We start from the raw sequence: 26,715 nt of genomic DNA, 5'->3' as shown, positions 1-26,715 counted from the left end.
CGAGTGGATAGACGCTGGCGCAGCAATTGCAGTCAGTGACGCTGCTGGAACAACTGGTCATCGACGGGATCGAAGCAGAAGGACCGGGCGAAGGGATCATCGCCAACCAAAGTCGCACCGCAACAAAGACAGCAACACCGGTCGCCCTCACACCTCAGTCGATATCGGTGGTTACGCGTCAGCAGATGGACCGGCAAAATGTCGAGACGGTCAATCAGGCGCTGCGCTACACGCCCGGCGTCGCGGCTGAGCTTTGGGGAGGCGTCACGGGCATCGACCAGTTGTCGATCCGTGGCTTCAACAATGCGTCGACCGGCCTTAGCGACACCTTCCTGGATGGGCTGCGTCTGCGTGGCGGGGTATTCTTCGCGACACAGCAGGTTGACCCGTTCCTGCTCGAGCGCGTCGAAGTGCTGAAAGGACCTTCCTCGGTGCTTTACGGCAATGCAAACCCCGGCGGCATCGTGGCGCTGTCGAGCAAGCTGCCAACGGGCGAAGCGCTTCGACTGGTCGAACTTGCTGGAGGAACGGGCAATCACGGCCGTGTCTCGGTCGACTTGGGCGGTTCGGCCGCCGATCAGACTCTCCTCTACCGGCTGGCGGCCACGCTTCATACCACAGCCGGGCAGGGACAGGGAACGACCGCAGACCGCTTCGCCATCGCGCCATCCGTCACCTGGCAACCCAGTGCCGAGACGTCGTTGACCCTCATGGCCCGCGTACAGCATGATCCAAGAAGTGGGACGTTCTCATCGCTTCCGGCTTTCGGGACGCTCTTTCCAAATCCCAATGGGTGGCTTCCCATCGATGCCTATGTCGGGGAGCCGGGCTACAATAGAACGGCACGCGACCAGGTTACGTTTGGCTATCAGTTTGATCATGCGTTCAACCAGGATTGGTCGGTGAGTTCCCGCGCCCGATATGGCCGTGTCGACATGGATATCGCCCGTGTAGTGCTTTCAGGCCTGCAGGCTGACATGCGCACGGTCGATCGTGCCGCCGAAGTTTCGAGCGATCGCTTCGATACCTTCGACATGGATCACAGCATTTCGGGTCATTTGAACACAGGCCCGATAGAGCATGATGTGCTTGTCGGAGCAGGCTATGAGTATTTCAGCGGGCGCGGAGACTATGGTCAGGGCTACGCACCTCCACTGGACATTTTCGCGCCTACATATGGCGCGCCGATCGTCGATTTACCCATGATTTTCATGGACAATTCAGTGATTTCAAAGCAGTTTGGCCTTTACGTCCAGGATCAGATGACGCTTGGCAACTGGCACGCTACGCTGGTCGTTCGACATGATTGGTCCAGCATCGAAACCGTCGACCATCTCATGGGTGGCGGCTTCACCCAGAACGACGAAGCGACAACCTTCCGCGGCGGACTTCTGTACCGCTTCGACAACGGCATCGCGCCCTATTTCAACTATGCCCAATCGTTTCAACCGCTCAACCAGCTTTCGGCGAGCGGCCTGCCCTTCGAACCGACCCGTGGCGAGCTATACGAGGTTGGCATCAAGTATCAGCCCGATGGCTGGAATGGTCTGCTCTCGGCATCGCTGTTTCACCTTACCCAGGCCAATACGCTGACCACGGACCCTGCCAATCCGGCATTCAGCATCCAGGCTGGAGAGATTGCCTCGATGGGGTTCGAACTGGAAGCCCGCGCCAGCCTCACCGATCAGTTTGAGGTTATTGCCGGCTATACCTATCAGGATGTCAGCTACAGTCGCGACAATTCCGGATGGGTTGGCAAGACGCCACTTCGTACGCCCGAGCATATCGCATCGGCCTGGCTGACCTGGACGGCACCCGATGGCCCCTTGGCTGGCATAGAAGCGGGAGTTGGCGTGCGTTACAGCGGCGGTACGCTCGGCGGCACGATGGACGATCAGTTTGAGACAGGCAGTTACGCGCTGGTTGATGCATCCTTGAATTATGATTTTGGCGACACCAATCCCAACCTTGAGGGGCTCAATCTACAGCTCAACGCGCATAATCTTTTCGACAATCGACACGTTGCCGCCTGCTATGATGCCACAACCGGGTGTTTCTACGGCTCGGGGCGAAGCCTGACCGCCAAAGTTTCTAACAAATTCTGAGGGCTGTGGAAGCAGCCCATGCGACAAGATGTTACAAACCCTGGGACGTTGCTGTTTGCGATGCCGATGGAGCAGGCGTTGCACGGCTTGCCGACAACCGGCGGCGATACTGCTGTAGCAGTGATCAACCGAGTAAGCGTATCGTTGCCCGAACTGGGCCGTCAGCCGGCACAACTCTCGGCCGCAGAGCGCAATCGGGTTTACCTCGCACGCAACAAGTTACTGGTTGATATGCGAGCCCCGCCCCCGATGTTGGTTTTGGCACGGTATGTCGGCACCAATGTTAGAAGGCTGACCGAGCAGTTCAGGGCTGTATTTGGCCTCTCACCATTCGCCTATCTAAAGCGCTACAGATTGGAACGAGCGCTGGACTTATTGCTCCTTGGGAACAAGCCAATTGCCGAAATTGAAGCAGAGGTCGGTTATCGGCCTGCCCATCTTTCGACAGCGTTTCGCTCTCACTTCGGCTGCGCCCCACGAACATGCCGACCCAACCGGCGGGTCGGCACGGAGCTGTCCAAGGTCCTGCTACCCGCTCAATCTCATGCAGGACCTCCACTAAAATCAGAATAGTGTAACTATAAAATCACCGTTTTCAGTTCGGTGTGCGTTCAGTCGCCGAGGTTACGGCTATCGCCTAGCCGACTGGGTATCTTCTGAAAGTCTCATCGACCGGAGCACCTAAATCTGCGAGGTAGATGTCGGCTTTCGTTTCAATAACAAAAGCGGACCGTCAGGAAACCACCCCCTGCCGGCCGTCATCCAGTGACGCCAGATCGGACGCTAAGCCCTGTCCGTTCGAATACCGTAAGTCTACCCCTTATAGTGACCCCCGGGTCCAACCAGTTTGCCGGTGCCGTCCGGTGCGCCGGGAACGCCCATGCTGAAGGCGACCTTGGGGTCGATCGCGCCTCTCATGGCCATCTGATGCGCCGCTTCGGCGGTCTCCGACATGGCCGACCCTGACTTGCGATGAGCGATCAGGCTTGCCTCCCGCGCTGCTGCGGCGGTATCGCGCTTGCGTGCGGCGTCCAGCTTCGCCAGATAGCCGGGATACATCTGCTCGATTTCAGCGTGGTTTTCCTCCGGCGTTCGGTTCAAGGCTGAGAGAAAATCCCTCAAGAGTCCCATGTCCACCTCCTGTCTGATATTTTGACGACACAGTAACCGGTCCTGCGAACGCCGGTCACCGGCATTTGAAAAACACGCATCAGCGTTGGCGATCAGGAATTTCTCCTGGAGTAACCTCGATCTAACGCAGTTTGCCAGTCCACTTCAGCAAAAATGTGTCACAATGAAAAAGTGCACAAAGCTCTACAGCACATTGGATTTTCCCGCTCCGGGCACTAATTTTGGTCCGAACAGGAGATCCATGGATGACCTCTCAGGGCAACGGAACTGATCGCTCTCCCGAAGCAGTAGCTGCTCGCAAGAAGAGCACGGACCAAGCGCGCGCCATGAATATGCGCCAAGGTTACGTTTGGGATCCCGTGTTAGAGGAACTGACCGCGCTGTACGTTGCCGGCGACATCACCATCGACGAGTACCGAGAGCGTGGCTTACCAAAAGCCATCGACGAGTACCGAGAGCGTGGCTTACCAAAACCTCGCTGATCCTGCCGGAATCATGGTCTGCGCTGGCCTTCCATTGGCTCGACGTCACCAATCGCCGTCCTGATGCTTTTAGGCTTTCAGCTTCCAACACCTGCCGGCCCGCTTCCCAACCCGACGACGCCGGTATCCTGGCGCCATAAACGGTCGGTTTAATGCCGACCCCATTTCGGTCATCTATAGCTTAAATCGAAGTCCGAAAAGCTGCCATCCACCTCATCACTGGCCGATGTGAGATGATCACAGACTTGCTGCACCCTTCGTCTGTGACCTGCCCAGCGTAAGTCGGGCGATATGAGCTGACCGGCGAGAAGCGGCGCGTAGGCGTCAAGCCGGCGGGAGAGGAACTCAGTGAAGAGCCGCACGCGCTTGGTCTTGCGTGTTTCCCCCTGAGCGAGAAGCCAGACCGGTCCATAGAGCTGCAGGTCGATATCCGACACCCTCCCCAACAGGGGATCGGTATCTCCGACGAAGCATGGGATCGCCGTGATGCCGATGCCCTGCCGCACCGCTGCGATCTGTGCTGCAAAGTCAGTGGTCCAGAACGGAGTGCCAGTGGTGCGAAGTTCTCCGGCGCGGGTCCAGTCCGGGACGCCTTGGCCGCTGATGCCGATCCATCTGGGATCCGTCCCGCCCGCCCGCCATTCGGCGAGTCGAGCGCTGGACATATAGAAGCCGCCGTAGAGCGCCGGTCCCTTGAGGCCGTAAAGATTGGGCGGCAGGGTCTCGCGATCATAGACAACACGGATCGCGACGTCGGCCTCCCGGTTGGTCAGGTTGGCCAGCGCACCTGACGACAGGATTTCCATCTCGATGCCCGGATGCAGGCGGACAAAATCGGCCAGGTCCGGCATGAGCAGATGCGCAGCGAGGGGCGGTGGCAGCGTGACCCGCAGCGGCCCGTGCACGCTCTGGTCGCGCCCGAAGACGCGCGTCTCCAATTGAATAGACGACGCTTCCATCTGGCTGGCCAACTCGAGGACCTCTTCACCTGCGGCCGTCAGGCGGTAGCCTGAAGGCAGCCGCTCGAACATCTGAGTTCCCAGGCGGTCCTCGAGCTGGGCGATGCGTCGCAGCACGGTCGCGTGGTTAACGCCGAGGCGTTTGGCAGCGGCCCGCACTGAACCTCCGCGCGCCGCGGCAAGAAAATAGCGAACATCGTCCCAGTCCATCATGGTGCATTCCCGCGCCGTAGGGTGCGACTTCCCCAGTCCCACCAACGCTCATTGAGCGCCATTTCTGCGCTCGCCGCAACGGCAGATGATGTGACTGGATCGTTTTCGCACCGCCGATGTGCGCGATTGGACACTGAGTGACTGCCCGCGACGAGCCTATGTTTCGGCTCAAGGCGACCTCGCCCAAAGCCGAATTAATGAAACCAAGGATGCAAAACATGACCAGACTGAATGGCAAGACCGCCGTGATTACCGGTGGCGCAACCGGCATCGGCCTCGCCGCTGCACATCGCTTCATCGAGGAAGGCGCCGTAGTCTTCATCTTCGGCCGCCGGCAGGACGCACTCGATGCTGCCATTGCACAGCTTGGGCCCAATGCCCGCGCGGTGCAGGGCTCGGTCGCCGATGAGGCAGACCTCGACCGGCTCTATGCGGCCGTGCAAGCCGAGCGCGGCACCCTCGACATCGTCTTCGCCAATGCCGGCACGGGCGGTCCGCTCAAGCTCGGCCAGATCACCGCCGAGCATATCGACGAGGCTTTCGACACCAATGTGAAAGGGACCGTCCTCACCGTGCAGAAGGCATTGCCGCTCATGGGTCCGGGCGGTTCGATCATCCTCACCGGATCGAGTGCCGGCACCACGGGAGCCCCGGGCTTCAGCGCCTATGGCGCGAGCAAGGCAGCCGTGCGCAACCTGGCGCGGACCTGGGCGGAAGACCTCAAGGGAAGCGGCATCCGGGTCAATGTCCTGACGCCCGGTTCCGTGGCTACCGAACTGGCCAAGGCGGCGCTTGGAGCGGAGGGGCTGGCGGTCTACGGCGCGATGACGGCGCTCCAGCGCATGGGCGATCCGGCGGAAGTCGGCGCGGTGGCCGCATTTCTCGCCTCGTCGGACAGCAGCTTCATGACCGGCAGCGAAGTCGCCGTGGATGGCGGCTTGGCGCAAGTCTGACCCCGACGTGTTGAACCTAACGAGAAAATCATGACTTACGCAATTATCGGCTTCGGCAGCATTGGCCAGGCGCTGGCCAAGGCATTTGCCCGTAACGGCATCGAAGTTTCCGTTGCCACGACACGCGACCCGGCAAGCTTTGCAGCCGAAGCGGCGGCGATCGGGCCGACCGTTATCCCAAAAACGCTCGCGGAGGCCGTCAAGGCGGACATCATCATGCTCGCGGTCCGGTTCGAGGCGCACCCCGACGTTGCCAAAGCGCTGCCCAGTTGGCAGGGCAAGACGGTGGTCGACGCGATGAACAGCAATCTACCCCTAGAGGATATGAACGGCCTGCTGTCCTCCGCCTTTGTCAGCCAAGCGTTCAGCGGTGCCAAGCTGGTGAAGGGGTGGAACCACCTCCTTGCGGCCACACTGGCGACTGATCCGGAGGTCGATGGCGGTCACCGGGTGGTCTTCTTGTCGAGCGACGATGCGGATGCGATTCCGCCAGTGGCCGCCTTGGCGAAGCGACTTGGTTTTGCCCCTGTTGACCTGGGGAAGCTCGATCAGGGTGGCGCACTGGTGCATGCGCGCGGCCGCATCTGGGGCCCGCTAATCTTCAAGGACCTGCTCAAGAAGGAGCAGTAGACTAGCCCAACCGGTGATGCGACGCCAAGACCTGATCCCGCGCTGATGCCTTCAGCAGCGCGCGATCAGCTATCTCGCGGCTGTAGCGCTGCGCAGCCGTTGGCGGCGGTGTCGCGGCCTCCTTTTTAAAGGACAAGCGCCCGTTCCTGCGCATCCTGGCCTGGAACCGGCCAGTCAGTTTTCCACCCCAGTGAGGCCAGCCCGAAACTTACCTTACATGATGCGGTTGATGCCCCCACATCGCTCCATTGACGATCCAGTGGGCATTTTGGCGCGATCGGATTTGTAATGGTCAGCGCGCGACCTATTCTATGGCCATGACAAGCCCGACCACGTTCTCATTGCCCGACAAGGTGTTTCGCAGCACCAATTTTCCTCTGGCCCTCGCCTGCAACCTTGCCGGCGTTGCACTGTCAAATGCCTGGACCACCGATGAGTTCTTCCGCATCTGGTCGGCAGCCGAGACCCTGCTGGACAGCCCCGATGCGGGATTGCGCTTTGGTGCTCATGGCATTGATCGCGGCTACGGCATAGCCTCTATCGTTGCACTGCATGCGCCCGATTTCCGTGGCGCGCTCAAGACCCTGTCGCGCTACAAGCGCCTCACCTGTCCTGAATTGGTCGAGGTCCAGAGCGTGGGGTCGGAAACCACCGTCCACTATCGCTGGCTGGCAGCGATGGACGCTATTCCACGCCTGCTGGTCGACACGACCATGGCTTCCCTTGCGGCCTTGGCCTTGCGGGGCACGGGTGACCAGGTGCGCCCGCTGCGCCTCGAACTGGCGCGTCGGCCCGCCCTTCATACGCTCCTGAGCGAACATTTCGGGTGCGAGATCCGCTTTGGCGCGGAACACGACGTCATGGTGTTTGAGACCTCCACACTCGATGTTCCGTTTGTGACGGCAAATTCCGGCACATTCGCCGATGTGCTGCAGGCGATGGAGGGACAGCTGGATGCCCGTGACGGCCATGCGGCCCTGGCGCTCGAGGTTCGGACAGCTATTGCCCGCCAGCTGAGCGAAGGGCGCGAAACCACAGTTTCTGCGGTTTCCCGGCGCCTCAACCTCAGCATCCGGACGCTGCAACGCCGCCTGGGCGAAACCAGGACAAGCTTCCAGGCGGAGCTGGCTGGCGCGCGGCATGTGATTGCCAATCGCCTGCTGGCCAATACGCAACTCGACCCCGTGGCCATTGCCATGATGATCGGCTTTGTCGAACCCAATTCCTTCGTCCGGGCCTACCGCAACTGGGAAAACACAACGCCGCAGCAGTGGCGCCGCCAACATGGCGCCAACCAGGCATAACTTACCAAGGTCGCTATCATGTCCAAACAAGTCGTACTCGTCACCGGAGGCTCGGGCTTCATTGCCGGCCACCTCATCGTTCAATTGCTTGAGAAGGACTACGTTGTCCGCGCGACGCTGCGTTCGCTCGCCAGGGAAGGTGCGGTGCGGCAGGTTCTCGTGGACGCCGGGGCCGCCAATCTCGACGAGCTGAGCTTTGTCGCTGCAGATCTGATGCAGGATGCTGGTTGGCCAGAGGCCGTCAGCGGCGTCGACTTCGTCCTGCATGTCGCCTCGCCAGTTCATGCCGGGCATGTCGAGAACGAGGATGATGTCATCAGGCCGGCGCGCGAAGGCGCCCTTCGGGTTCTGCGCGCAGCACGGGACGCCAGGGTCAGGCGAGTGGTTCTGACATCGGCCTTTCATGCCGTGAGTTGGGGGCATCCGCATGGCGATCATGTCTTCACCGAGGCTGACTGGAGCGTGCTCGATGGCCCCGGTGTCGATGCCTATGGCCGGAGCAAGACCCTGGCCGAGCGTGCCGCCTGGGACTTCATTGCGCGGGAAGGCGGCGACACCGAACTCACAACCATGCTGCCTGTTGCCGTGATGGGCCCCGTGATGGGCAAGGACATTTCCGGCGCCAACCATGTGATCGAGCGCCTGCTGTCGGGCGCAATGCCGGCCATGCCGAATATCTATTTCCCGATTGTCGATGTCCGCGACGTCGCGGCTGCCCACATTGCCGCGATGCTCCATCCCGAAGCGGCCGGCGAGCGCCTTCTGCTGTCCAATGGCCCGGCCCTAGCCATGAAGGCGGTTGCTGCCATCCTGCGGCAAGAGCTTGGTACCGACGCCACGCGGGTGCCCACAAGGACCATTCCTGATTTTGTGCTGCGCCTGATGGGGCTCTTCAATCCCCAGATGCGCGCGATTGTCCCCGATCTTGGCTATGCGAAGAAAACCTCCAACGAAAAAGCACGTCACCTTCTCGGCTGGACGCCTCGCGACCCCAGGCAGGCCATTGTCGACGCCGGTCGCAGCATGCTCGATCGCGCGTTGATCAAGCACTCATAACCGAAGGCCGGGTCCGCCTCCCCGGATCAAAATCCCTGGACGTCAGATCGCGGAGCACCTTGGCTTTGACGCCAGCGGCTGCCGGATCGTCACGTTCCTAAGCTTGTCGTCATCACCAAACCTGGGAGTATCGAAATGAACGCAGCGTCGAAATCCCTGCAAACACGCCGCCTGTCCGCTGGGCCATGGCCATTATCGTGGCGATGTCGGTCATTGTCTCGGTCGCTCACGCCGATGACGGAAGCTATGCCGAAATCACCAACCTGCAGCATGAGTTTATCGAGACGCTTGATCAGCGCGACTACGCCGGCCTCGCCGCCATGTTCTCCAACGGCACGCTGGTCATCGCGCGTCCGGACCTGGCCGAGCCCCCGTCAGCAACCGGGGAGCCGGCCGTGGCCCAGATGCTGGCCACAACGCTGCCTCCGCCCATGGCAACGGCATTCGGGCGCCACATCGCCTCAAACCTCATCATCGAGATCGACGAGGATGCCGGAACCGCCACTGCACGGATGTACACAGCCGCCTACCTGGTGGTTGAGGGCCGTCCGGCACATTTCCTGGGTGCGGGTCGTCACCAGCACCGGTTCGTGCGCAATGATGGTGTGTGGGAATTCGCCGAGAAGGTAATCACCGGCGACGCATTCTTCCCGCCGCAGAACTAGCGACTCGAGCTGCCGAGGAGCCGGACGGACCGCTCTGGCTTCTGGCGCGAACCGGCCGCCCTATGACCGGCCGGGCTCGCGGGTCAGCGTCTCGAGGAGCCGGGCGAAGTGTTGCACATTTTCGCCATCCAGCCGGGCCAGCCGGTCGCCATAGTGGCGCGCGAGGCTGCCCCGGGCCTTGTCCAGGACAACGCGCCCGGTGGTGGTCAGCGCGATGCGATGGCGGCGAAGATCTGCCGGATCGATGGCGCGCGTTACCAGTCCCGCGCTTTCCAGCGCCTTGAGGTGAGCCGTGATCGTCGGCTTGGGCATCGACAGATGGTGGGCCAGCGTCGCGGGATAGGGCTGCGCCTCCACGCCGTCGAGCACGAAGAATGCCTTGGGCTCAAGACCCAGCGCCTCGATCTCCGGCGTCGCCGCAGTGAGCGTCTCCGTCGAAAGCTGAAGGTTGAGCCGAAAGATACGCTGAGCCAAGGTTGCGTCCATTTAGTTCCATTCTTGAATTATTCAATATGAGAACCATATTGGGTCTGGTTCGTTATGAACCAGTCGCCGGGCGGGATCAATGGTCCAAGGCCGGGCATCCGTTTGCCAACAAATCACCCCAAGGAGAGCTGCCGTGAAACAGGTTTGGTTCAAGAACCGGAATATCGATATCGCCGGCCATCTGCATCTGCCGCCCGACTTCGACGAGAACAGGACCTATGCGGCTCTGGTTCTGGCCACGCCGGGGAGCAGCGTGAAGGAACAGATCGGCGGCATCTATGCCTCCCGCATGGCCGAGCAAGGCTTCATCGCCCTCACCTTCGATCCGTCCTACCAGGGCGAAAGCAGCGGTGAGCCGCGGGACCTGGAAGATCCTGCTACCCGCGCCGAGGACATCCGCGCGGCCGTCGATTTCCTGATGACCTTGCGCTTTGTCGACGAGAACCGCGTCGGGCTGCTTGGCATTTGTGCCGGTGGCGGCTACGGCATCCACGCAGCACTGACGGAACACCGCCTCAAGGCGATCGGCACCGTGGTGGCAATTGACATCGGCACCGCCTTCCGCCAGTTCCAGCCCAGCAAGGACGATCTCCTCAAGACGATCGATGCGATTGGCAAGGCGCGCACGGCGCAGGCCCGTGGAGGCGAACCGCGCCGCGACCCATGGATTCCGGATAGCCTGAAGCAGGCCAGGGAACAGGGCATTGCCGAGCCTGACATGCTTGAGGCCGTCACGTTCTATCGCGAGACCACATATCGCCACCCGCGCTCCACCAACCGCCTGCTGTTCACCAGCTTTGGCAGCATATTGGGCTTTGACGCCTTTCACCTTGTCCCCGAGCTGTTGACCCAGCCGCTTCAGGTCATCGTTGGTGGCCGCCGGGGCCCCAGCAAGCAATATGAAGGGGGCGAACGCCTGTTCAATCTGTCGCCTGCCACTGCCAAGGATTTCTTCGTGGTCGAGGGCGCCGGCCACTACGACATGTATTACAAGCCCGAATATGTCAGCCAGGCCATAGACAAGCTGGTGCCATTCTACCGGAGGCACCTCGGTTCTTGGGATTAGCAACGGCGGCCGTGTTCAAGAACGCCTAGCACGACATCGCCAATCGGGGCAGGAAAAGAAGCAGATCCTATCTGCTTTCTGCCATCTGGATTTGGAAGCCGACAGTCCGCATTCCAGAAATTTGGGCGCTCCCTGTCAGCGATCTCATGAGTGCGGCGCTTGTCCTCACGGTAGGCACGCTCGCCAATCGACCTGGACCGCGCCAGCTCCTGTTTGTCACCGGTTGTTTCGAACTGGACAGGCTTTCCGGTCTTCTGCTGAATCACCATCGATCTGGAGCGGATGGTCGGCCCTGCCACTACCGTGCCGATCTTGATTTCACCAAGTCACAGCCGCGAAGTTTGCTATCGATGGCCAAGTCGAGCAGCGTTCGGTCCCTCATTCTACCTTCGCGTTCTCGACCATATCTGTCGGAATTTCAGCGCCCGTTTGACGCCAACATGCCGAACGACCCGAACAATCTTGGAACCGAGTTTCCTATTCTCAGTTTCGATACTTACGATACTTACGATGGATGGCGGTAAGCATGGGACGACGAAAGCGAGGCGGCGCGCCCATGAACATCGTCAGAGCGCGAACCAACAACCTGCGGGACGTAACGCTGTCCATACCCAAGCATGAGATCGTGGTGTTTACGGGGGTCTCGGGTTCAGGAAAGTCCTCGCTGGTCTTCGACACGATCGCCGCGGAGTCGCAGCGCCAGCTCAACGAAACCTACAGCACATTCATTCGCCATCGACTGCCGCACTATGGGACACCTGACGCCGACCGACTGGAGAACCTGCCGGTTTCCATTTTGGTCGACCAAAAGCGCCTTGGCGGAAATGCGCGTTCGACAGTGGGGACCGCGACAGATATCAGCGCGCTCCTTCGGCTCTTGTTTTCCCGTTTGGGAAAGCCGTTCGTCGGTGAGGCAAGCGCCTTCTCGTTCAACAACGTCGAGGGCATGTGTCCGGAATGCGAGGGGCTCGGAAAAGTAGACGACATTGACCTCGATGCCCTGTTGGACAAATCCAAAACCATGAATGAAGGGCCATTCAGGTTCCCGGGGTGGCATGTTGGCTCATATCGCTGGAAGCGCTACGCGCTCACTGGCTTCTTCGACAATGACAAGCCCCTCACCAACTACACCAAGGCGGAATGGGCGAGGCTCGTGGACGACACTGGAGCAAAGGTCACCGATCCCCTGCCGGGGTGGTATGACAGCTCCCAATACGAGTCTGTTCTTTTTCGATTTCGGCGCACTTACATCAACCGCGAAAAAGAAGCCGCCAACGATACCGAAAGGGAAGCGCTTGGGCGTGTCTTGACGCGTGGTCCATGTCCAGCCTGCGGTGGCGGGAGGCTCAAGCCCGAGGTGTTGGCGTCCAGGATCAAAGGCAAGAGCATTGCCGACTGCTCTGGCATGGAGATCGACCGCCTGATCGAGTTCCTGGTCAAGATCGACGATCGGGACACGAAGGCGGTTGTCGATGGTCTAACGGATAGGCTGCATGCAATGGTCGGTCTTGGATTGGAGTATCTCAGCCTCGATCGCGAAACTCCAACTTTGTCCGGTGGCGAGTCCCAGCGCATAAAGATGGTTCGCCACCTTGGCAGCAGCCTTTCTGATATTGCCTATATCTTCGACGAACCAAGCACTGGACTGCATCCGCGCGATGTCCATCAGGTGACCGAGCTGCTTCAGCAGCTGAGAGACAATGGCAATTCGGTTTTGGTCGTCGAGCACGATCCGGACGTCATCGCGGTCGCGGATCACATCATTGATATCGGACCCGGGGCGGGTCGCAATGGCGGCAATGTCGTGTTTGACGGATCGCTCGACGCGTTCCGCGGTTCGACCTCGCCGACCGCTCGCGCGTTCCTGGCGCCGCGCACCTTGCAGAATAGAAAGAAAGTGGCGAGCGGATATATCGGCGTCGCCGGAGGCACGCAGAACAACGTCAAGAACATCGACGTGACGATACCGCTTGGGATGCTCACGGTCGTTGTGGGGGTAGCTGGATCCGGTAAATCTACCCTGACCAAACTCATGGCCCAACAAAATCCAGGAGTCGTGCGCATAGATCAAAGCGCCTTGGGAGGATCACGACGGTCCACACCGGCGACTTACCTTGGCGTTCACGAACCCATTCGTTCGCATTTCGCAAAAGAGAGCGGGAAGCGAGGCAGCCTGTTCAGCACCAACGCTTCGGGCGCTTGTCCCGCCTGCAAAGGTGCGGGTGTGATCCGCACGGATCTGGCGTTCATGGACAGTGAAGAGCGCCTTTGCGGAAGCTGCAACGGCAGCGGCTTTTCCGCCGAGGCTCTCGCTGTCCGCATCAAGGGAAAGACGATCGCCGACATCGCCTTGATGACAGCTCAAGAGGCGCGCGCTTTCTTCTCTACCTTCCAGAACATCTGCGCGCCCTTGGAGCGCATGAAAGATGTCGGGCTGTCCTATATGCCGATTGGCCAAAGCCTGAGCTCGCTGTCGGGGGGCGAGCGCCAGCGGCTCCGTTTGGCGGATGAACTTGGCCGCGACAGCGAAGTCTATCTTCTCGATGAGCCGACATCGGGCCTGCACATGACCGACGTCGACAGGTTGATCGAGCTGATTCAGCGGCTGTTGGATCGCGGAAAAACCGTCGTCGTGGTGGAGCACAATCTGGAGGTCATGGCCAAGGCCGATTGGATCATCGAGATGGGACCTGGCGCCGGCCGGCGTGGCGGCAAGATCACCTTCGCCGGCGAGGTCGCGGCGTTGTTGGATGACGTAAAGTCTATCACGGCGCCGTTTTTATCGGGCTATCTTGCAGGACGCGACGCGACTGGCAAAGTGCCCCGTGCGACCTAGCAGTGGCTCGCGACGGGCAAGTTAACCGCCTGGCTAGATTTCAAGAAGATTGTGGTGGCGTCGAGCCAAAACGCCCTGGAAGGTCTCCGAGTCCATTTCAGCCAGTGGACCAGAACCGAGAGTGTGTCGATTAACGGTCACGCCGATAAGGAGGGAAACGAGAGTCTCGCTTCCAACTGCCGCTGCATCCTTGAAGGAATGGGCCATAAAGTTCAAGGCCCGTCTCTTCGATCGATTTGTAGAGCGCCCGGGCGTTGGTCATTTCCGTCATGGCGGTCCTGATCAGAGCCGCCGGGATATCGATATCCGTCCCTTTTCCGTTCGATTGACAAAGGCACATCAAGAAGCTCGTCTCATGCTCAGAGCGAGCCCGATTACCTATGCCTTTTGTTGTTTTTGATTAGAAGCGGACCGTCTGTTCGCCACCCGGACGCTGTCGGTATCCTGGCGCCTAGAACCGTCAGTGTGGTGACGACCCCACTTCCGAGCATCCGATTGTGAATTATTAGCCTCCGATAGCTGCCGTTCGCACCCAATGGTAATCAAGGGTCCGGCTAGCGGTTGACGAAACCTTTCGGCGGCTCACTCAGATTGATCTGGTTGCCCTCATCATCGAACAATTGGCCTACCGCGCCGAATTCGCCGCGGGCTTCGTTGATCAAGATCAGGCCTGCTGCTGCAAGCCTGATCTTTTCATGCTCGAGATTGGGCACCACGATGGTGATGATGGACTGTCCGGCGCGCTCCGCGTCTTCCCAGACCTGCAATCCAGCTGCGCCCATATTGCGCCACTGGGCCATGCCCGGAATCGGCTTGTCGTCGGCGGGGCGGCCCATAAGGCGCTCGTACCAAGCCACTGCTGCGTCAAAATCCTTCGTTACGGTCGCAGCATAGATACCTTGAACCGTTATGGTCATTGCACTTCTCCAGATTTGTCAGATTGAGACAGGAATTGTTTGACCAGCGCGGCGAAATGTTCGGGCTGGTCGATCATGGCATAGTGTCCGGCATCGTCGATGAATTCGAGCTTCAACTCCTTGATGTCCTGATACTGGTCGGCATAGAAACTCTCGATATCCGTATCGGTCATGTCAGGTGCAGCGGCCGGCATGACAAAGACGACCGTGGTCGGCGCGGTGATGCCGGCCAGTACCGGCCTGAGGTCGGCGACCATCACGTCATGTTGAGCCTGGGCGCTGACAGTCGCGTCGGAAGCGGTCATCTCGGCAATGAAGGGTTCACGCCTCGACGCGTCCAGGATGCCCGCCGTGACGAAGGCGGTCTCGGCCGCAACGCGCTCCTCATGGCCGCGGGCCATGGCCTGTTGCCTGAGACCATCAGCCATGCCGATGACCTGTTCGGGCGGCATGCCCATCATCTCTCCGAAATAGGCCGGAATATCGACAGTCATCAGCCCGGCAACGGCGTCTGGCTGCTGCGCCGCAACCAGGGTGGCAACCATACCGCCCATGGAGTGGCCGATCAGGAAGACCTCATTGAGGTCCTCGTCGGAAATATATCGGGCCAGTTCGCTTGCGACGGGGACGAGGATCTCGCCCGTCGCGTTATCCTCTGCAGGCAGGTCTGCAAAGCCTTTCACATGCACCAGATGAACCTCATACCCATCAAGGCTCGGCAGCAGATCATTCCACACGCCCGGCGAGCCGTTCAAACCGGGCACCAGGATGACAGGCTCGCCTTCCCCGATCGTCGATACCTCGATCCGACCCGACTCAAAGGCCTGGGCACTTTGGACCAATAGGACAACCACCCCCAAGGTAATCAGACGTTTTGATTTCATCGCTGCATCCCCTCCGCGCAAAATGTGAACTAGACGAGACTGTCTAGTCTTCATGCTTGCTCAAAACTAGACCGTTCAGTATGATTGTCAAGCACGGAGAGGCTACATGGACGGCGACGATCACAAGATGGCTACAAGTTCCCAGCGCAAGCGCGCCAGCGTGCTTGCTGCTGCAACCGAGGCCTTCAAGCGTGCGGGCTTTGTCAGCGCCAGCATGGACGAAATTGCGGCAGCTTCCGGCGTCGCTAAACAGACTGTCTATAAGAATTTCGGAAGCAAGGAGGCCCTGTTCATCGAAGTGGTCGAGGCCATGGTCGGCGAGGCCAGCCGGAAAGTGCACACCGCGCCTGCCGAGCCCGACACTGATGATAAGCTGCGACCCTATCTGCAAGATTATGCTTATCGACAAATGTCGATCGCGCTCACCCCGCCACTGATGCAGCTCCGGCGCCTGGTGATCGGTGAGATTGCCCGTTTTCCTGAGCTTGCTCGGGCATTTCATGCCAATGGCCCACAGCGATCCATCGATTCCCTCGCCGGCATTTTCGAAAGGCTTCACGCCAAACGGCTGCTCGATTGTCCCGCACCCTCCATCGCGGCAACCACGTTCAACTGGCTATGCATGGCTGAACCCGTCAACCGCACCATGCTGCTGGGCGACGATGCCTTGCCGACCGACGAGCAGAGGCAGGATTACTCAAAAGAAGCCGTGCGGGTGTTTCTTGCAGCCCACGGTCATAGATGACGGCCCCGTCTGGGCGTTATTTTAAACAGACTCGGCATTCCAGAATGACTGTTGCCGGCTGGACATTCGCCAGCGGCCCGTCTGCTAACGGCGCATGTCAACCGAGAGCGGCCGGTTACCACCCAGAAGGCGCCCGTCTTCACTCGACCCCATTGCGGTCGTCTATGTCCAAATTGCGAAGTCCCAAAACTTGCCGTACTTAGGGACGGGAAGGCGTTGGATCAGTCATCCCATCTCGCACACCGCGCTCCATCACAATATCGCCTCCGCTTTCGCATGGTCTGAGACGGAGATGGGCTACTCGGCGGCCGCTCAATCAGCGCCCCGGGCAAAGCCGTATGGCAGCGGGCGGCTTTGGAGAAATTGGTTTTCGCACTTTGAGGGATAAAGAGTGATCCGAACTTACGTGCCGTCGCACCACGGTTTGCCGCGTTTCTCCCTCATCGACTTTGCAGAAGCCGCAATGGTTTGGCCGGATGACAGGCAAACTTCCATTCTGGAAATTCTGTCTCCTCGGAAAGAAAGAGGGCGACGCTGATGTCTCAGGGCCGCCCTCCAAACCCGGTCGTCAACGGATAGCTTACCAGCTTGCGAGAACAGCGCCGTTGAAGGTGTCGTCGATGAACGACTTGATCTCATCGGAGTGATAGGCCTCGACCAGCGCCTTGACCCAAGGCTGGTCCTTGTCTTCGCTGCGCACGGCAATGACGTTGACATAGGGGCCCTTAGGGCTTTCGCGCAAGATGGGGTCGTTCACCGGATCAAGGCCCGCCTGTTCGGCGAAATTGGTGTTGATGCCGGCGGCATCGACGTCGGGCAGGGCGCGAGGCAACTGGGCCGCATCGATCTCAAGGAATTCAAGATTTTTCGGGTTATCGACGATGTCGATCACGCTGGCGGCCGTGCCCACGCCATCCTTGAGGTCGATAACGCCATTGTCTTCCAGCAGCAGCAGCACGCGGCCGCCGTTGGTTGGATCGTTGGGAATACCGACCTTGCCGCCTTCCGGCAGGTCTTCAATGCTCTCGATCTTGTCCGAATAGACGCCGATCGGGAAGTTGACCGTCGTCGCCACGGATTCGATGGCATAGCCGCGATCGCGGACCTGGTTGTCGAGATAGGGCTGGTGCTGAAATGAATTGGCGTTGAGCTCGCCCGAGGACAGCGCTTCGTTGGGGATCACGTAGTCGGAGAATTCGATGATCTCGAGTTCGATGCCCTGCGGCTCTAGCAGCGGCTTGACCGCCTCGAGAATCTGGGCGTGCGGCCCGGGCGTGACACCGATCTTGATGGTTTCGGCAAAGGCCGGGGTGGCGAACAATGCGGTACCTACGATCAGTGCGCCGGTGAGAGACTTGAAGGTCATTTCAATAGCCTTTTGAGGAGGAAAGGTCAGTGGCGCGAACGCTTGTCGAAGCGACGCGCCAGGAAGTCGCCAAGGCTTTGTACGCCTTGAACGAGCACGATCAGCACGAGGACCACCGCCAGCATGACGTCAGGCATGAAGCGTTGGTAGCCGAACCGAATTCCAAGATCGCCGAGCCCGCCGCCGCCGACGGCACCCACCATGGCCGAATAGCCGATGAGGCTGACGAGCGTCAGCGTGAGGGCCAGCGTGATGGCTGGCAGGGCCTCGGGCAGCAGCACCTTATGCACGATCTGCAGCGGGCTGGCGCCCATCGAGCGAGCGGCCTCGATCAGGCCTTGGTCCACGCCGCGGATCGCCGCCTCGATGACGCGCGCGATGAAGGGCGCCGCGGCTATCGTGAGAGGCACGATGGCCGCACTGGTGCCGATGGACGTGCCGGCGATCAATCGCGTCAGCGGCACGATGGCCACGACAAGAATGATGAAGGGCGTGGATCGTGCCGCGTTGACGATCAAGCCGATGATGGCATTGGCGGCCGGCGCCGCGAACAGTTCACCGCGTTGGCTGGTGGCGAGGAAGACGCCAAGCGGCAGTCCGATGAGCGTGCCGATGATCCCCGACACGGCGACCATGTAGAAGGTCTGCCCGACGGAATCATAGATGAGCTTAAGAATCTGGGGCGAGAACACGTCAGGCATAGCCGAGTACCTCCGTTTCAAGACCGAGTTCGGTGGCAGTTGCCTTGAGCGCCGCCAGCTTGGCCGCATCCGCATCGACCGCCACGATCAGCGTTCCGAATGGCCGGCCGGCGATATGATCCACCTTGGCCTGGACAATGCCCAGGTCGACATCGAGCCGTCGCGTCAGGGTGGAGAGGAAAGGATGATCGGCGCCCGCGCCACGGAAGGTCAGCTGCAGCAGGGCGCGCTTGCCGGGCGCAGGGCTGCTGGCGAGGTTCACGGCGAGATGGGCGGGCAATTGCGTTCCCGTCAGCGCCGAGACGAAATTGCGCGTCGTGGCATGCTGGGGATGGGTAAAGAGGTCAAAGGTCTCGCCCTCCTCGACGATACTGCCGCCATCGATGACGGCCACCCGGTCGGCGACCGATTTGATGACGGCCATCTCATGGGTGATCAGCAACACGGTCAGGTTCAACTCGCGGTTGACCTGTCGCAGCAGCGTGAGGATCTGTTCGGTCGTCTCCGGGTCGAGCGCCGAGGTGGCCTCGTCCGACAGCAGCACCTTGGGATTGGTCGCCAGGGCCCGGGCAATGCCAACACGCTGCTTCTGCCCACCGGACAGCTCAGCCGGGTAGCGGCCCGCCTTGTCGGCAAGCCCGACGAGGTCAAGCAGCGGCAGAACGCGTCTCCTGATCTCTGCTGACGGCACACCGGCAATCTCGAGCGGCAGGGCGACATTGGCCAGCGCCGTGCGGCGCGCCAGCAGGTTGAAATGCTGGAAGATCATGCCGATCGACCGTCGCTCCTGGCGCAGCGAGACCTCGTCCAGCGCCGATATCACGGCGCCATTGACGGCAACCGACCCTGCGGTTGGACGCTCGAGCCCATTGACCAGGCGGATGAGCGTGGACTTGCCCGCGCCGGACCGCCCGATAACGCCCAGGATGGACCCCTTGGGCACATCCAGGTCGATACGGTGCAAGGCCGTGGTCGCCGCATTGGCACCCTTGGCAGGATAGGTCTTTTCGACGCTCCGGATTTCGATGGCAGCTTCGACGGGATGGGTAAGGCTCACGGCAAGTCCATTTGCATTCTCGATGAATGTTGTCGTCTTTCCGCCCAAAGGTTGTCGAGGGAACGGAATCCAATTGATCCGTGCCTACTAGCTTATTTGCCTGCCGGTTTCACTATCGGGGCAAACTCCGTCCCGCCTGCGCCGGCTTTCCTCCTATCGACCATTTCCAGTACAATCAGGTCGGAGAGAAACCGGCCCGTAAACGCCGCGTCGCCGCGGGGGCAATTGCAATGCCTAGCGACAGGGCGAAAAAAATCAACCTGACGGCGAGCCAGCGCGAATGCCCGAGAGCAACACCCCAAGAACGACAGCTTTCATAAGAACGAGCGTAAAAGTGGTCGGTCGGCAAACCACCCCGGAGACGCCGGGCTGACGCGTGGGCGGGGGCCGCGGTCACTACGTGCTGGCAGGCACTGCGAATGACATCGCGGATACGACGGCTTCAGCGTGATGTGTCCGGTGTTGCCGGCGGACTTGCGGAGTTTTGCGGATAGTGTCGTGCCGGTTCTCAAGGCGCGGGGGCTGATAGCCGTTGAGCCGTCAGCAGGTAAACTTACGGAGCGTCTACTGAAACCGGCATCGATTCATTAGTGAGACTTTTCTGCTCGCGTAACTGCTTCGATCACACGCATTGACACTCCCGAGGTGTCGCTTAGCTGGTCGACAATCCAGTCTCAAGCGCCTCGGCCCCGCCCATGGAGCGCATCTGGCTGAGACTGGTGTTGTCGAGCACCTGGGCGATGGCGTTGCGGACGTCGAGCATCAGGTGTCGGACCTGGCAGATGGCTTCGTCGCAATCGGGGCAGGGTTGGTAGCGGGTCTTGCTGGCGCAGGGGATGGGCGCGAGCGGACCATCGAGCACGCGGACGACGTGGCCGATCTGGATGTCCTCGGCCGGTTTGGCGAGGCAATAGCCACCCAGCTTGCCCTTGCGGCTGTGAACGAAGCCGGCATTGCGCAGTTCGGCGAGGATCGCGTCGAGGAATTTTTTCGGGATGTTGTTGCGCGTAGCGATGTCATTAACAAAGGCGAGCTGGCCCGGCGGCAATTCTGCCAGCGCCGACAAGGCCTTGAGGCCGTATTTGCCTTTTTTCGTCAGCATGGATTTGCGCCATCCCAGGGAAGCGGCCTCGATCTCCGGGGCCGGTCTGAGACGGTAATTAATGTCTAGAAACTCTCTAAACAAGAGCATTCTGTTCTCCGGGGCTGTCATGGCGACGCTCCGGGTCAAGGCAGCTGATGCTGCGGAAGAATAGATGCTGCAAGGGCATAGCCTTGGGTCCAGCGGCCGAAGCCGCTTTCGACATTGATATGGCCGACATGACCCATGTCATGGATGCGGCTGCCCCAGAGACCGGCAAGGGTGACGAGCTTGGCATAGGGCATGTAGGGATCGTCCTGGCTGGCGACGACCAGGGTCGGGAAGGGAATGCGATCCTGCGGCATGGCGCCGAATTCGTAGGTGCGGTGGTGCCTCAGCGAGGTGCGCGTGATGTCGGCGGGTGCGACGAGCAGGGCACCGGCAATGCAACTGGCGACGCGGCTGCGGGCCAGCTTGGCGACGAGGATCGCGCCGAGACTGTGAGCGATAACCAGACTGTCAGGGCGGCGGAAAATAGCGCGCTCGGCAACCTCAAGCCATTCTGACTCCAGCGGATGTGACCAATCGGCCTGCTGGACGATGCTGGAATCGGCGTGGTCCTGCCGCCACCAGTGTTGCCAATGGCCGGCTTGGGAGCCGTGCAGGCCCGGGACGATGAGGATCGGGCGCGTCATGGCGGTCAGAAATAGTAGCGTGCGACCGAGGAGAAGGGGCGCAAGGCGACTTCCTCGACGGGATCGATTTTGCCAAGTTTTCCATTGAGATAGCAGGCGTCTCTCTCGGCGCGAGTCAAGGGGATGTAGTTGTCATCGGTGTCGGATGGGCCGCCGAAAAAACTCTTCTTGAGCGGGGCTTCTTCCGCATCAGCATGCTTGACGACTTCTGGTGAAAGGATGCCAAAAAACGGGATCATGGATGCTTCTCCTGGGTTGGGACTAAAGAGGCGTCAGACTCCTGCGAGATTTTGGTAGCCGCCGCTCCAATAGAGCAGCGGGAAAATATGGGGATCGGTGTCGACCGAGCGGACCCGGCCAAGCAGTATGGCGTGCGAATGGCGTTCGATGGCTTCGTCGAGGTCGCAGTCGATGACCGAGACGGCGCCATTGAGGCCGAGCGTGCCGGTGCCGAGGCGCTCCCAGTCCCAGCCGACATAGCGGTCACTGCCCTTGATGCCGCCGCGACCGGCGAAACGGTCGGCGACTTCAGCCTGGCCATGGGCGAGGATATTGACGGCAAAGGAGCGCGCTTCGAGCAGGGCCGGCCAGGAAGAGGAATTCTTGTTGACGCTGACGAGGATGGTCGGCGGGTCCATAGAATATGAGGAAACCGAAGTGGCGGTGAAGCCGGTGCGTGCTTCGCCAGTGCCGACGGTGATGACCGAGACGGCGCCAGCTAGACGCCCCATGGCGCTCTTGAAACTGGGGACATCGGCCGTGCCCAATGGCGCGGTGGGGGCGGCGTAGGTGGCAAAATCGACGATGGACATGAGACCCCCAGATGCTGACGTTCGAAGGCAAAAGAGTAAGACGACCTCATGAATAGGACGAGAGCCAGCGAGAGCACGGTTTTTTCAACTTCATCGATGGTCGAGAATTTATGTCTACCAAATTAGTAGACGATGACCATTCGATGGAAAGCCGAGAGCCCATAGATCCACTTTCCCGAGGGCGTGAGATGCAGTGACTAAGTTTCCCTTCGTGGCTGATTAATGGAGCCGTCGCGCCTCGCCGATTGAGGTCCTGCTATAGTTGGTACCCTGGGCTGGGCCCTCAACGAGGCCATGGTATAGGGACGGGTGGGTGCGGTGAACACCTGCTCGACATCGCCTTCCTCGACAACAAAGCCGTCATTCATCACGGCGACGCGGTCACTGATATGCCGGACCACGCCCAGATCGAGCGAGACAAAGATCATGGCGCGTGACTTCATCGAATTGCCAAGCCAGATCTATGAACAGTGGCTCGAGCAACTCCAGGTCCCCGCGCACTTCAGCCATGTCGAGACGGGCGCGCCCATTCCGGAGGTCTGCTGGAACGCATGCGCAGCGCGCGTATCGCTAATTCCGGCTTCGAGACGGTGGAATTTGTCTCATCCGCCATTCTCGACATGGACTATCACAGCCAGCCGATGACCGGTTCGGTTGCCGATTTCGAAAAGAGCGTGCTCGACAGCATCGGCATGCCGCACGAGATCGCGTTGCGCCATGGCAGCACGCCTTTCCTGCATCTGTTCTCCGACGATGGCTATGAGACGGGCTATTACAGCTATCTGTGGAGCGAGGTGCTCGATGCCGACGGCTTTGGCGCCCTCGAGGAGGCGGGCGATCCCTTCGATCCGGGAACGGCGGCCCGCCTCTATCAGTATATCTATTCGGCCGGCGGCAAGCGCGACTTTGCCGAGGCCTAACGCCTGTTCCGGGGCCGCGATCCGACGGTTAAGCGCTGCTGGAGGGCCGGGGCATCCAGACAGCCATGGCATAACCGGCTCCGCCTGGCGGAGCCGTGTCTCACGCGGCTGCGAAGCGGGACCGCAAACGGCGGCCAAGCCAGAGAGTGGCGAGAATGCCCAGCGACATGGCGAAGAGGAAGATCCAGCCCGACAGCGAGCCGGCGTGGATGCCTGAGAGCAAGACGCCAACCGTGCATCCCAGTGCCGTCATCGCGCCCCAGCCGAGCAGAAGTCCGCCGCCGAGGCCGCGCGCCACATCCAGCCCGGTCAGGCGCCGCGGCTTGAACTGGCCAGCAATGAGCGAGGCGATGAAGCTGGCGCCGATCAGCCCGATGACGAAGAGCCCATTATTGGACAATAGCGCCTCCTTGATCACCGTGGCGCAGCCGCGCAACCCGTCGAGCCCGAACAGCGTGCCGGGCAGGAGCGACCATTGCATGCCCGCCGTGCGGACGATGGAGCCCAGTTCCGCCGTCACGCCCAGCGGCGCCACGCGAAAATAGGCGAAGGTAGAAATCACGCCCACGGCAATGCCGGCCAGAACACCGGGCCAGCGGCGGATGAAAATGGCTTGTCCGGCCTCCCGCAGGGTCAGGGGTTCTGCAGTTTGCGGCTGGATCGGACGGGACCACCAAAGCGTGAGAATGCCGAGGCCGATCAGCAAAGCCAGCGTCACCAGCAGCGCACCGGCATAGTCCAGCACATTGGGCAGCCAGAGAATGAAGGCATTGCTGGTCACCGCGAGAAAGAGCGGGTTCCATGTGAGAAAGCCGAGGCCGAAACCAAGGCCTGCGCCGACAATGGCGAAAGGCGAAATCACTGACCCTTCGGCCAGGCGATAAAAATGGGCCGAAAGGCATGAGCCGGAAATCACCATGCCGACACCGAAGGCAAGGGCGGCGATGACTAATGTAACGCTGACCGGCCCGATATGGGCGGTCGGCGGCAGGCGGCCGGGAGCGGGGGTCGGCAACCAGGCGCCGAAAATGATCGTATAGCCGATGGCGCCGACCGCCAGCGCCACGAGGATTGCAATCACACCGCTCGCTTCACGCTTTTCGATCAGGTCGCGGAAATTGCAATAGAAGCAGAAACGGCCGCGCTGCAGCACGGCGCCGAAGGCGGCCCCGATCGCGAGCGAAAAGGCCAGCGGACGGCCCTCGGGCCCTCCGGAATTGAGGGCGAGAAAGCCCCAGATCAACCCGATGGCGATAAGCAGTGGAATGCCGAAGCGAATGGCAGGTGGTGTCACGTATAGCCCCCAGAACAGATAAAGCGGACGCCGTAAGGCGCCCGCCGGTAGTCACCGTGCCCGATCGGATGGATCAGATCTTACCCCAGACCGTGCCCGAGGGATTTTCGATCGGCACGCCAACGGCATTGCCGTATTCTGTCCACGAGCCGTCATAGTTGCGCACCTCGTAGCCGAGGATCCGGCTCAGCACGAACCAGGTATGGCTCGAGCGTTCGCCAATGCGGCAATAGGTGATGATCGGCTTGGAGCCATCGATGCCAAGATCTGCAAAGGCAGCCTTGAGTTCGTCGGCAGACTTGAAGCGGCCATCCTCATTGACGGCGCCGCCCCAGGGGAAGTTCACCGCACCTGGGATATGGCCGGCGCGAATGGAAAGTTCCTGGACGCCTTCAGGCGCGAAGATCTCGCCGCTATATTCCTTGGGACCACGGATATCGACCAGCGATACGTCGGCACCGCCCTCGACGACTTCGAGCACGTCGACGAGACGCGCGCGCAGGTCGGCCGGCTCGGTCGGCAGATCGATCGCCGAAGTCGCGTACTCCGGCGTCGCTGTATCGAGTGGCAGGCCCTGCGCTTCCCAATACTTGCGGCCGCCGTCGAGGAGCTTCACCTCGCCCAGGCCATGGATGTCGAACACCCAGGCGCCCCAAGCGGCGAACCAGTTGTTGTTGTCGCCATAGAGAACCACGGTCGTGTCCTCGTCGACACCGGCTTCCTGCAGCAGGGCCTCGAAATTGTCGCGGCTGACGATGTCGCGACGGATCGGATCGACGAGATCGGTGTGCCAGGCGAGGTTGATTGCGCCGGGGATGTGGCCGCGTTCATAGACGCCTGTATCGACGCTCACTTCAAAAATGCGCACGTCCGGGTTCTGCAGGTTTTCCTGCACCCATTCGGCGGTGACCAAGGGTCCTTCCTGCGCAGCGGCAGCAAAGGAAATACCGGTGAGGAGAATGGCGGACGTCGCCGTCGCCAAAGCTTTCAAAGTGGAATGCATGTTGCCTCGCTTGCTTCCAGTCACGGCTTGTTGCCGTTGAAGCAATGATGCGAAAAAGGGGAGGGGAAATTCAAAGCACAGATGGCCAAATTGTGGCGGGTGACAAGATTGCTTTGCCGCGAGAGTGGTTTGTGACGGAATATATTGTCTATCGATCTTCTAGAGTTAATTTCGACTGGTGGCGCTTTACACGCGAGGACATCAGCCGAGGAGGGCGATCAGGCACTTTGTCGACCGCCCCTCAGAAGTCTAAACGGCTTGCTGCACTGAAAGGCCCCGCGCCCTCAACAGTGGGAGAAGACGTTCGCCCTGTCGTTCGATCTCCTGGAGATAAGGCGTATCCGAAAGCACGAAGTGGCGGATGCCCAGGGCCTGGTACTTGAGCAACGATGCCGCGACATCTTCGGCCGAGCCAACCAGCCATGTCGTTCCTGCGCCGCCGCCGCCGAACTTGCCCGGGGCGGTATAGAGATTGTCGTCCAGCACGTCGCCCCGGCTTTGCAGTTCAAGCAAGCGCTGCTGGCCGATGGCCACATGGCGGCGATGGTCGTTCCACTGACCGCTCTGGTTTTCTGCCATCTTGACCACCTTGGCTTCGGCATCGGTCCAAGCCTGCTCGGTGGTGTCGCGCACGAAAGTGGTAATGCGCAGGCCGAATTCGAGCGGTGGGAGGTCGCGATCAAGGGTCTTGGCGAGGGCCTTCAGCCGATCGATCCGTTCGGCGACACCGTCGAGCGGTTCACCCCAGAAAAGCTGCACATCGGCTTCTGTCGCGGCCACCCGCTCGGCCGCTTCGGAGGCGCCACCGAAATAGAGCCGCGGATGCGGTCGACCGGGGCGGGCGAAGGGGCGTGGCGTCACCGTGCTGTCCGCGACGCTGAAATGCTCGCCGTCGAAGGTGACGTTTTCCTCGGTCCAGAGCCTGCGCACCAAGCGCATGAATTCCTTGGTCCGGCCATATCGATGCGCCTGATCGCCCTCGCTGTCGCCATAGGCGGCCAGATTGTCCTGACCGGAAACGATGTTGATCCGGACGCGGCCATTGCTGAGGTGATCGAGAGTTGCAGCGGCGGAAGCGAAGTTGGCCGGACGCCAATAGCCCGGACGGATCGCGATCAAGGGTTCGAATGTCTTGGTTCGCGCCGTAAGAGCAGTGGCGACGGTGAACGTGTCGGGGCGGCCCCACCCGGTGCCGATCAGTGCACCGCCCCAACCGTGCCGTTCGAGCGCTTCGGCCTGAGCCGTCAGCGCATCGAGGCTGTTGTGGTTGGCCGTCACCTCATCCCCGCGATGGCCAGGCACGACCTGGTTGGGGATGTACCAAAGAAATTCGGAACTCTCGCTCATGACTGTC

The 26,715-nt window shown here is 60.7% G+C and carries 28 protein-coding genes and 1 pseudogene; 12 read left to right on the top strand and 17 right to left on the bottom strand.

Annotated features, from left to right (window positions below; translation table 11 throughout):
• Positions 1–35: 35 nt before the first annotated feature.
• Together P0Y65_12280 and P0Y65_12275 are read left to right on the top strand one after the other, a co-directional pair.
• Complete coding sequence (locus P0Y65_12280; GenBank protein ID WEK02984.1) at positions 36–2,105, top strand: TonB-dependent siderophore receptor; 2,070 nt, start codon at positions 36–38, stop codon at positions 2,103–2,105.
• Positions 2,106–2,123: 18 nt separating this feature from the next.
• Positions 2,124–2,678: an AraC family transcriptional regulator gene (locus P0Y65_12275; protein WEK02983.1), complete on the top strand. Its 555-nt coding sequence runs from the start codon at positions 2,124–2,126 to the stop codon at positions 2,676–2,678.
• 240 nt (positions 2,679–2,918) lie between these two features.
• Here P0Y65_12275 and P0Y65_12270 read toward each other — a convergent pair whose 3' ends face one another.
• Positions 2,919–3,236 carry a hypothetical protein gene (locus P0Y65_12270; GenBank protein WEK02982.1) on the bottom strand — a complete coding sequence of 106 codons (318 nt, stop codon included), beginning with the start codon at positions 3,234–3,236 and terminating at the stop codon, positions 2,919–2,921.
• 245 nt (positions 3,237–3,481) lie between these two features.
• On the opposite strand from P0Y65_12270, the gene P0Y65_12265 reads away from it, so the two are divergent.
• The gene (locus P0Y65_12265) at positions 3,482–3,718 is read left to right on the top strand and encodes a hypothetical protein (GenBank protein ID WEK02981.1); all 237 of its coding nucleotides are present in this window, start codon (positions 3,482–3,484) and stop codon (positions 3,716–3,718) included.
• A 170-nt stretch (positions 3,719–3,888) separates the two neighbouring features.
• Here the strand turns inward: P0Y65_12265 and P0Y65_12260 are convergent, their stop codons facing one another.
• Positions 3,889–4,890, bottom strand: a complete 1,002-nt coding sequence (locus tag P0Y65_12260; protein WEK02980.1) for a LysR family transcriptional regulator — start codon at positions 4,888–4,890, stop codon at positions 3,889–3,891.
• A 218-nt stretch (positions 4,891–5,108) separates the two neighbouring features.
• Here P0Y65_12260 and P0Y65_12255 point away from each other — a divergent pair, with 218 nt between their 5' ends.
• The 5 genes from P0Y65_12255 to P0Y65_12235 all read left to right on the top strand — a co-directional run bounded on the left by P0Y65_12255 (position 5,109) and on the right by P0Y65_12235 (position 9,498).
• Complete coding sequence (locus P0Y65_12255; GenBank protein WEK02979.1) at positions 5,109–5,843, top strand: SDR family NAD(P)-dependent oxidoreductase; 735 nt, start codon at positions 5,109–5,111, stop codon at positions 5,841–5,843.
• A gap of 30 nt (positions 5,844–5,873) precedes the next feature.
• Positions 5,874–6,473, top strand: coding sequence for an NADPH-dependent F420 reductase (locus P0Y65_12250; protein WEK02978.1), 600 nt, complete (start codon positions 5,874–5,876; stop codon positions 6,471–6,473).
• Positions 6,474–6,784: 311 nt separating this feature from the next.
• A complete protein-coding gene (locus P0Y65_12245) occupies positions 6,785–7,777 on the top strand; it encodes an AraC family transcriptional regulator ligand-binding domain-containing protein (GenBank protein WEK02977.1) in 993 nt (330 codons plus the stop codon).
• A gap of 18 nt (positions 7,778–7,795) precedes the next feature.
• On the top strand, positions 7,796–8,833 hold the full coding sequence (locus tag P0Y65_12240; protein WEK02976.1) for an NAD-dependent epimerase/dehydratase family protein: 1,038 nt from the start codon (positions 7,796–7,798) through the stop codon (positions 8,831–8,833).
• Positions 8,834–9,018: 185 nt separating this feature from the next.
• Entirely contained in the window at positions 9,019–9,498 is a 480-nt protein-coding gene (locus P0Y65_12235) for a nuclear transport factor 2 family protein (protein ID WEK02975.1), read from the top strand.
• Positions 9,499–9,558: 60 nt separating this feature from the next.
• Here P0Y65_12235 and P0Y65_12230 read toward each other — a convergent pair whose 3' ends face one another.
• Positions 9,559–9,972, bottom strand: coding sequence for a MarR family winged helix-turn-helix transcriptional regulator (locus tag P0Y65_12230; protein WEK02974.1), 414 nt, complete (start codon positions 9,970–9,972; stop codon positions 9,559–9,561).
• 145 nt (positions 9,973–10,117) lie between these two features.
• Between P0Y65_12230 and P0Y65_12225 the strand changes: the two genes are divergently transcribed.
• Positions 10,118–11,050 (top strand): alpha/beta hydrolase, encoded by a 933-nt coding sequence (locus tag P0Y65_12225; GenBank protein WEK02973.1) that lies wholly within the window; start codon positions 10,118–10,120, stop codon positions 11,048–11,050.
• 215 nt (positions 11,051–11,265) lie between these two features.
• Here P0Y65_12225 and P0Y65_12220 read toward each other — a convergent pair.
• A pseudogene (locus tag P0Y65_12220) lies at positions 11,266–11,553 on the bottom strand (hypothetical protein).
• Positions 11,554–11,606: 53 nt separating this feature from the next.
• Between P0Y65_12220 and P0Y65_12215 the strand changes: the two are divergent.
• Positions 11,607–13,886 carry an excinuclease ABC subunit UvrA gene (locus P0Y65_12215; GenBank protein WEK02972.1) on the top strand — a complete coding sequence of 760 codons (2,280 nt, stop codon included), beginning with the start codon at positions 11,607–11,609 and terminating at the stop codon, positions 13,884–13,886.
• 554 nt (positions 13,887–14,440) lie between these two features.
• On the opposite strand, the gene P0Y65_12210 is transcribed toward P0Y65_12215, so the two are convergent.
• Together P0Y65_12210 and P0Y65_12205 are read right to left on the bottom strand one after the other, a co-directional pair.
• The gene (locus tag P0Y65_12210; protein WEK02971.1) at positions 14,441–14,803 is read right to left on the bottom strand and encodes a VOC family protein; all 363 of its coding nucleotides are present in this window, start codon (positions 14,801–14,803) and stop codon (positions 14,441–14,443) included.
• Positions 14,800–15,687, bottom strand: coding sequence for an alpha/beta hydrolase (locus tag P0Y65_12205; protein ID WEK02970.1), 888 nt, complete (start codon positions 15,685–15,687; stop codon positions 14,800–14,802). The genes P0Y65_12210 and P0Y65_12205 overlap by 4 nt, the downstream gene beginning before the upstream one ends.
• A gap of 106 nt (positions 15,688–15,793) precedes the next feature.
• Between P0Y65_12205 and P0Y65_12200 the strand changes: the two genes are divergently transcribed.
• Positions 15,794–16,432: a TetR/AcrR family transcriptional regulator gene (locus P0Y65_12200; GenBank protein WEK02969.1), complete on the top strand. Its 639-nt coding sequence runs from the start codon at positions 15,794–15,796 to the stop codon at positions 16,430–16,432.
• A gap of 580 nt (positions 16,433–17,012) precedes the next feature.
• Here P0Y65_12200 and P0Y65_12195 read toward each other — a convergent pair.
• The 8 genes from P0Y65_12195 to P0Y65_12160 form a co-directional block, all read right to left on the bottom strand.
• A complete protein-coding gene (locus P0Y65_12195; GenBank protein ID WEK02968.1) occupies positions 17,013–17,798 on the bottom strand; it encodes a MetQ/NlpA family ABC transporter substrate-binding protein in 786 nt (261 codons plus the stop codon).
• Between the two features lie 26 nt (positions 17,799–17,824).
• On the bottom strand, positions 17,825–18,499 hold the full coding sequence (locus P0Y65_12190) for an ABC transporter permease (protein ID WEK02967.1): 675 nt from the start codon (positions 18,497–18,499) through the stop codon (positions 17,825–17,827).
• A complete protein-coding gene (locus P0Y65_12185) occupies positions 18,492–19,556 on the bottom strand; it encodes a methionine ABC transporter ATP-binding protein (protein WEK02966.1) in 1,065 nt (354 codons plus the stop codon). Before P0Y65_12185 ends, P0Y65_12190 begins: the two co-directional genes overlap by 8 nt.
• A gap of 652 nt (positions 19,557–20,208) precedes the next feature.
• Positions 20,209–20,658, bottom strand: coding sequence for an Rrf2 family transcriptional regulator (locus tag P0Y65_12180; GenBank protein ID WEK02965.1), 450 nt, complete (start codon positions 20,656–20,658; stop codon positions 20,209–20,211).
• Between the two features lie 125 nt (positions 20,659–20,783).
• Positions 20,784–21,332 (bottom strand): alpha/beta hydrolase, encoded by a 549-nt coding sequence (locus tag P0Y65_12175; protein WEK02964.1) that lies wholly within the window; start codon positions 21,330–21,332, stop codon positions 20,784–20,786.
• A 5-nt stretch (positions 21,333–21,337) separates the two neighbouring features.
• The gene (locus P0Y65_12170) at positions 21,338–21,571 is read right to left on the bottom strand and encodes a hypothetical protein (protein ID WEK02963.1); all 234 of its coding nucleotides are present in this window, start codon (positions 21,569–21,571) and stop codon (positions 21,338–21,340) included.
• Positions 21,572–21,604: 33 nt separating this feature from the next.
• A complete protein-coding gene (locus P0Y65_12165; GenBank protein ID WEK02962.1) occupies positions 21,605–22,144 on the bottom strand; it encodes a flavin reductase family protein in 540 nt (179 codons plus the stop codon).
• 197 nt (positions 22,145–22,341) lie between these two features.
• Complete coding sequence (locus tag P0Y65_12160; GenBank protein WEK02961.1) at positions 22,342–22,587, bottom strand: hypothetical protein; 246 nt, start codon at positions 22,585–22,587, stop codon at positions 22,342–22,344.
• A gap of 27 nt (positions 22,588–22,614) precedes the next feature.
• On the opposite strand from P0Y65_12160, the gene P0Y65_12155 reads away from it, so the two are divergent.
• Entirely contained in the window at positions 22,615–23,064 is a 450-nt protein-coding gene (locus P0Y65_12155; protein WEK02960.1) for a M3 family metallopeptidase, read from the top strand.
• Positions 23,065–23,164: 100 nt separating this feature from the next.
• Here P0Y65_12155 and P0Y65_12150 read toward each other — a convergent pair whose 3' ends face one another.
• The 3 genes from P0Y65_12150 to P0Y65_12140 form a co-directional block, all read right to left on the bottom strand.
• Positions 23,165–24,358: a YeeE/YedE thiosulfate transporter family protein gene (locus tag P0Y65_12150; GenBank protein ID WEK02959.1), complete on the bottom strand. Its 1,194-nt coding sequence runs from the start codon at positions 24,356–24,358 to the stop codon at positions 23,165–23,167.
• Between the two features lie 73 nt (positions 24,359–24,431).
• A complete protein-coding gene (locus P0Y65_12145; protein ID WEK02958.1) occupies positions 24,432–25,361 on the bottom strand; it encodes a sulfurtransferase in 930 nt (309 codons plus the stop codon).
• 249 nt (positions 25,362–25,610) lie between these two features.
• Positions 25,611–26,708, bottom strand: coding sequence for an LLM class flavin-dependent oxidoreductase (locus P0Y65_12140; GenBank protein ID WEK02957.1), 1,098 nt, complete (start codon positions 26,706–26,708; stop codon positions 25,611–25,613).
• Positions 26,709–26,715: the final 7 nt, after the last annotated feature.

It is taken from the genome of Candidatus Devosia phytovorans (assembly GCA_029202405.1).
Taxonomy (GTDB): Bacteria; Pseudomonadota; Alphaproteobacteria; order Rhizobiales; family Devosiaceae; genus Devosia; species Devosia phytovorans.
The sequence above is the reverse complement of the archived record's forward strand: the minus strand, read 5'-3'. Positions and strand labels throughout refer to the sequence as shown.

Bases quoted from the DNA above. Each gene is read 5' to 3' on its own strand.
- P0Y65_12215 (WEK02972.1), top strand. From the start codon at position 11,607: ATGAACATCGTCAGAGCGCGAACCAACAACCTGCGGGACGTAACGCTG.
- P0Y65_12245 (WEK02977.1), top strand. From the start codon at position 6,785: ATGGCCATGACAAGCCCGACCACGTTCTCATTGCCCGACAAGGTGTTT.
- P0Y65_12275 (WEK02983.1), top strand. From the start codon at position 2,124: ATGCGACAAGATGTTACAAACCCTGGGACGTTGCTGTTTGCGATGCCG.
- P0Y65_12240 (WEK02976.1), top strand. From the start codon at position 7,796: ATGTCCAAACAAGTCGTACTCGTCACCGGAGGCTCGGGCTTCATTGCC.
- P0Y65_12175 (WEK02964.1), bottom strand. From the start codon at position 21,332: ATGACGCGCCCGATCCTCATCGTCCCGGGCCTGCACGGCTCCCAAGCC.
- P0Y65_12270 (WEK02982.1), bottom strand. From the start codon at position 3,236: ATGGGACTCTTGAGGGATTTTCTCTCAGCCTTGAACCGAACGCCGGAG.
- P0Y65_12260 (WEK02980.1), bottom strand. From the start codon at position 4,890: ATGATGGACTGGGACGATGTTCGCTATTTTCTTGCCGCGGCGCGCGGA.
- P0Y65_12140 (WEK02957.1), bottom strand. From the start codon at position 26,708: ATGAGCGAGAGTTCCGAATTTCTTTGGTACATCCCCAACCAGGTCGTG.
- P0Y65_12205 (WEK02970.1), bottom strand. From the start codon at position 15,687: ATGAAATCAAAACGTCTGATTACCTTGGGGGTGGTTGTCCTATTGGTC.
- P0Y65_12210 (WEK02971.1), bottom strand. From the start codon at position 14,803: ATGACCATAACGGTTCAAGGTATCTATGCTGCGACCGTAACGAAGGAT.
- P0Y65_12170 (WEK02963.1), bottom strand. From the start codon at position 21,571: ATGATCCCGTTTTTTGGCATCCTTTCACCAGAAGTCGTCAAGCATGCT.
- P0Y65_12195 (WEK02968.1), bottom strand. From the start codon at position 17,798: ATGACCTTCAAGTCTCTCACCGGCGCACTGATCGTAGGTACCGCATTG.
- P0Y65_12255 (WEK02979.1), top strand. From the start codon at position 5,109: ATGACCAGACTGAATGGCAAGACCGCCGTGATTACCGGTGGCGCAACC.
- P0Y65_12265 (WEK02981.1), top strand. From the start codon at position 3,482: ATGACCTCTCAGGGCAACGGAACTGATCGCTCTCCCGAAGCAGTAGCT.
- P0Y65_12180 (WEK02965.1), bottom strand. From the start codon at position 20,658: ATGCTGACGAAAAAAGGCAAATACGGCCTCAAGGCCTTGTCGGCGCTG.
- P0Y65_12145 (WEK02958.1), bottom strand. From the start codon at position 25,361: ATGCATTCCACTTTGAAAGCTTTGGCGACGGCGACGTCCGCCATTCTC.
- P0Y65_12200 (WEK02969.1), top strand. From the start codon at position 15,794: ATGGACGGCGACGATCACAAGATGGCTACAAGTTCCCAGCGCAAGCGC.
- P0Y65_12250 (WEK02978.1), top strand. From the start codon at position 5,874: ATGACTTACGCAATTATCGGCTTCGGCAGCATTGGCCAGGCGCTGGCC.
- P0Y65_12190 (WEK02967.1), bottom strand. From the start codon at position 18,499: ATGCCTGACGTGTTCTCGCCCCAGATTCTTAAGCTCATCTATGATTCC.
- P0Y65_12160 (WEK02961.1), bottom strand. From the start codon at position 22,587: ATGAAGTCACGCGCCATGATCTTTGTCTCGCTCGATCTGGGCGTGGTC.
- P0Y65_12235 (WEK02975.1), top strand. From the start codon at position 9,019: ATGGCCATTATCGTGGCGATGTCGGTCATTGTCTCGGTCGCTCACGCC.
- P0Y65_12165 (WEK02962.1), bottom strand. From the start codon at position 22,144: ATGTCCATCGTCGATTTTGCCACCTACGCCGCCCCCACCGCGCCATTG.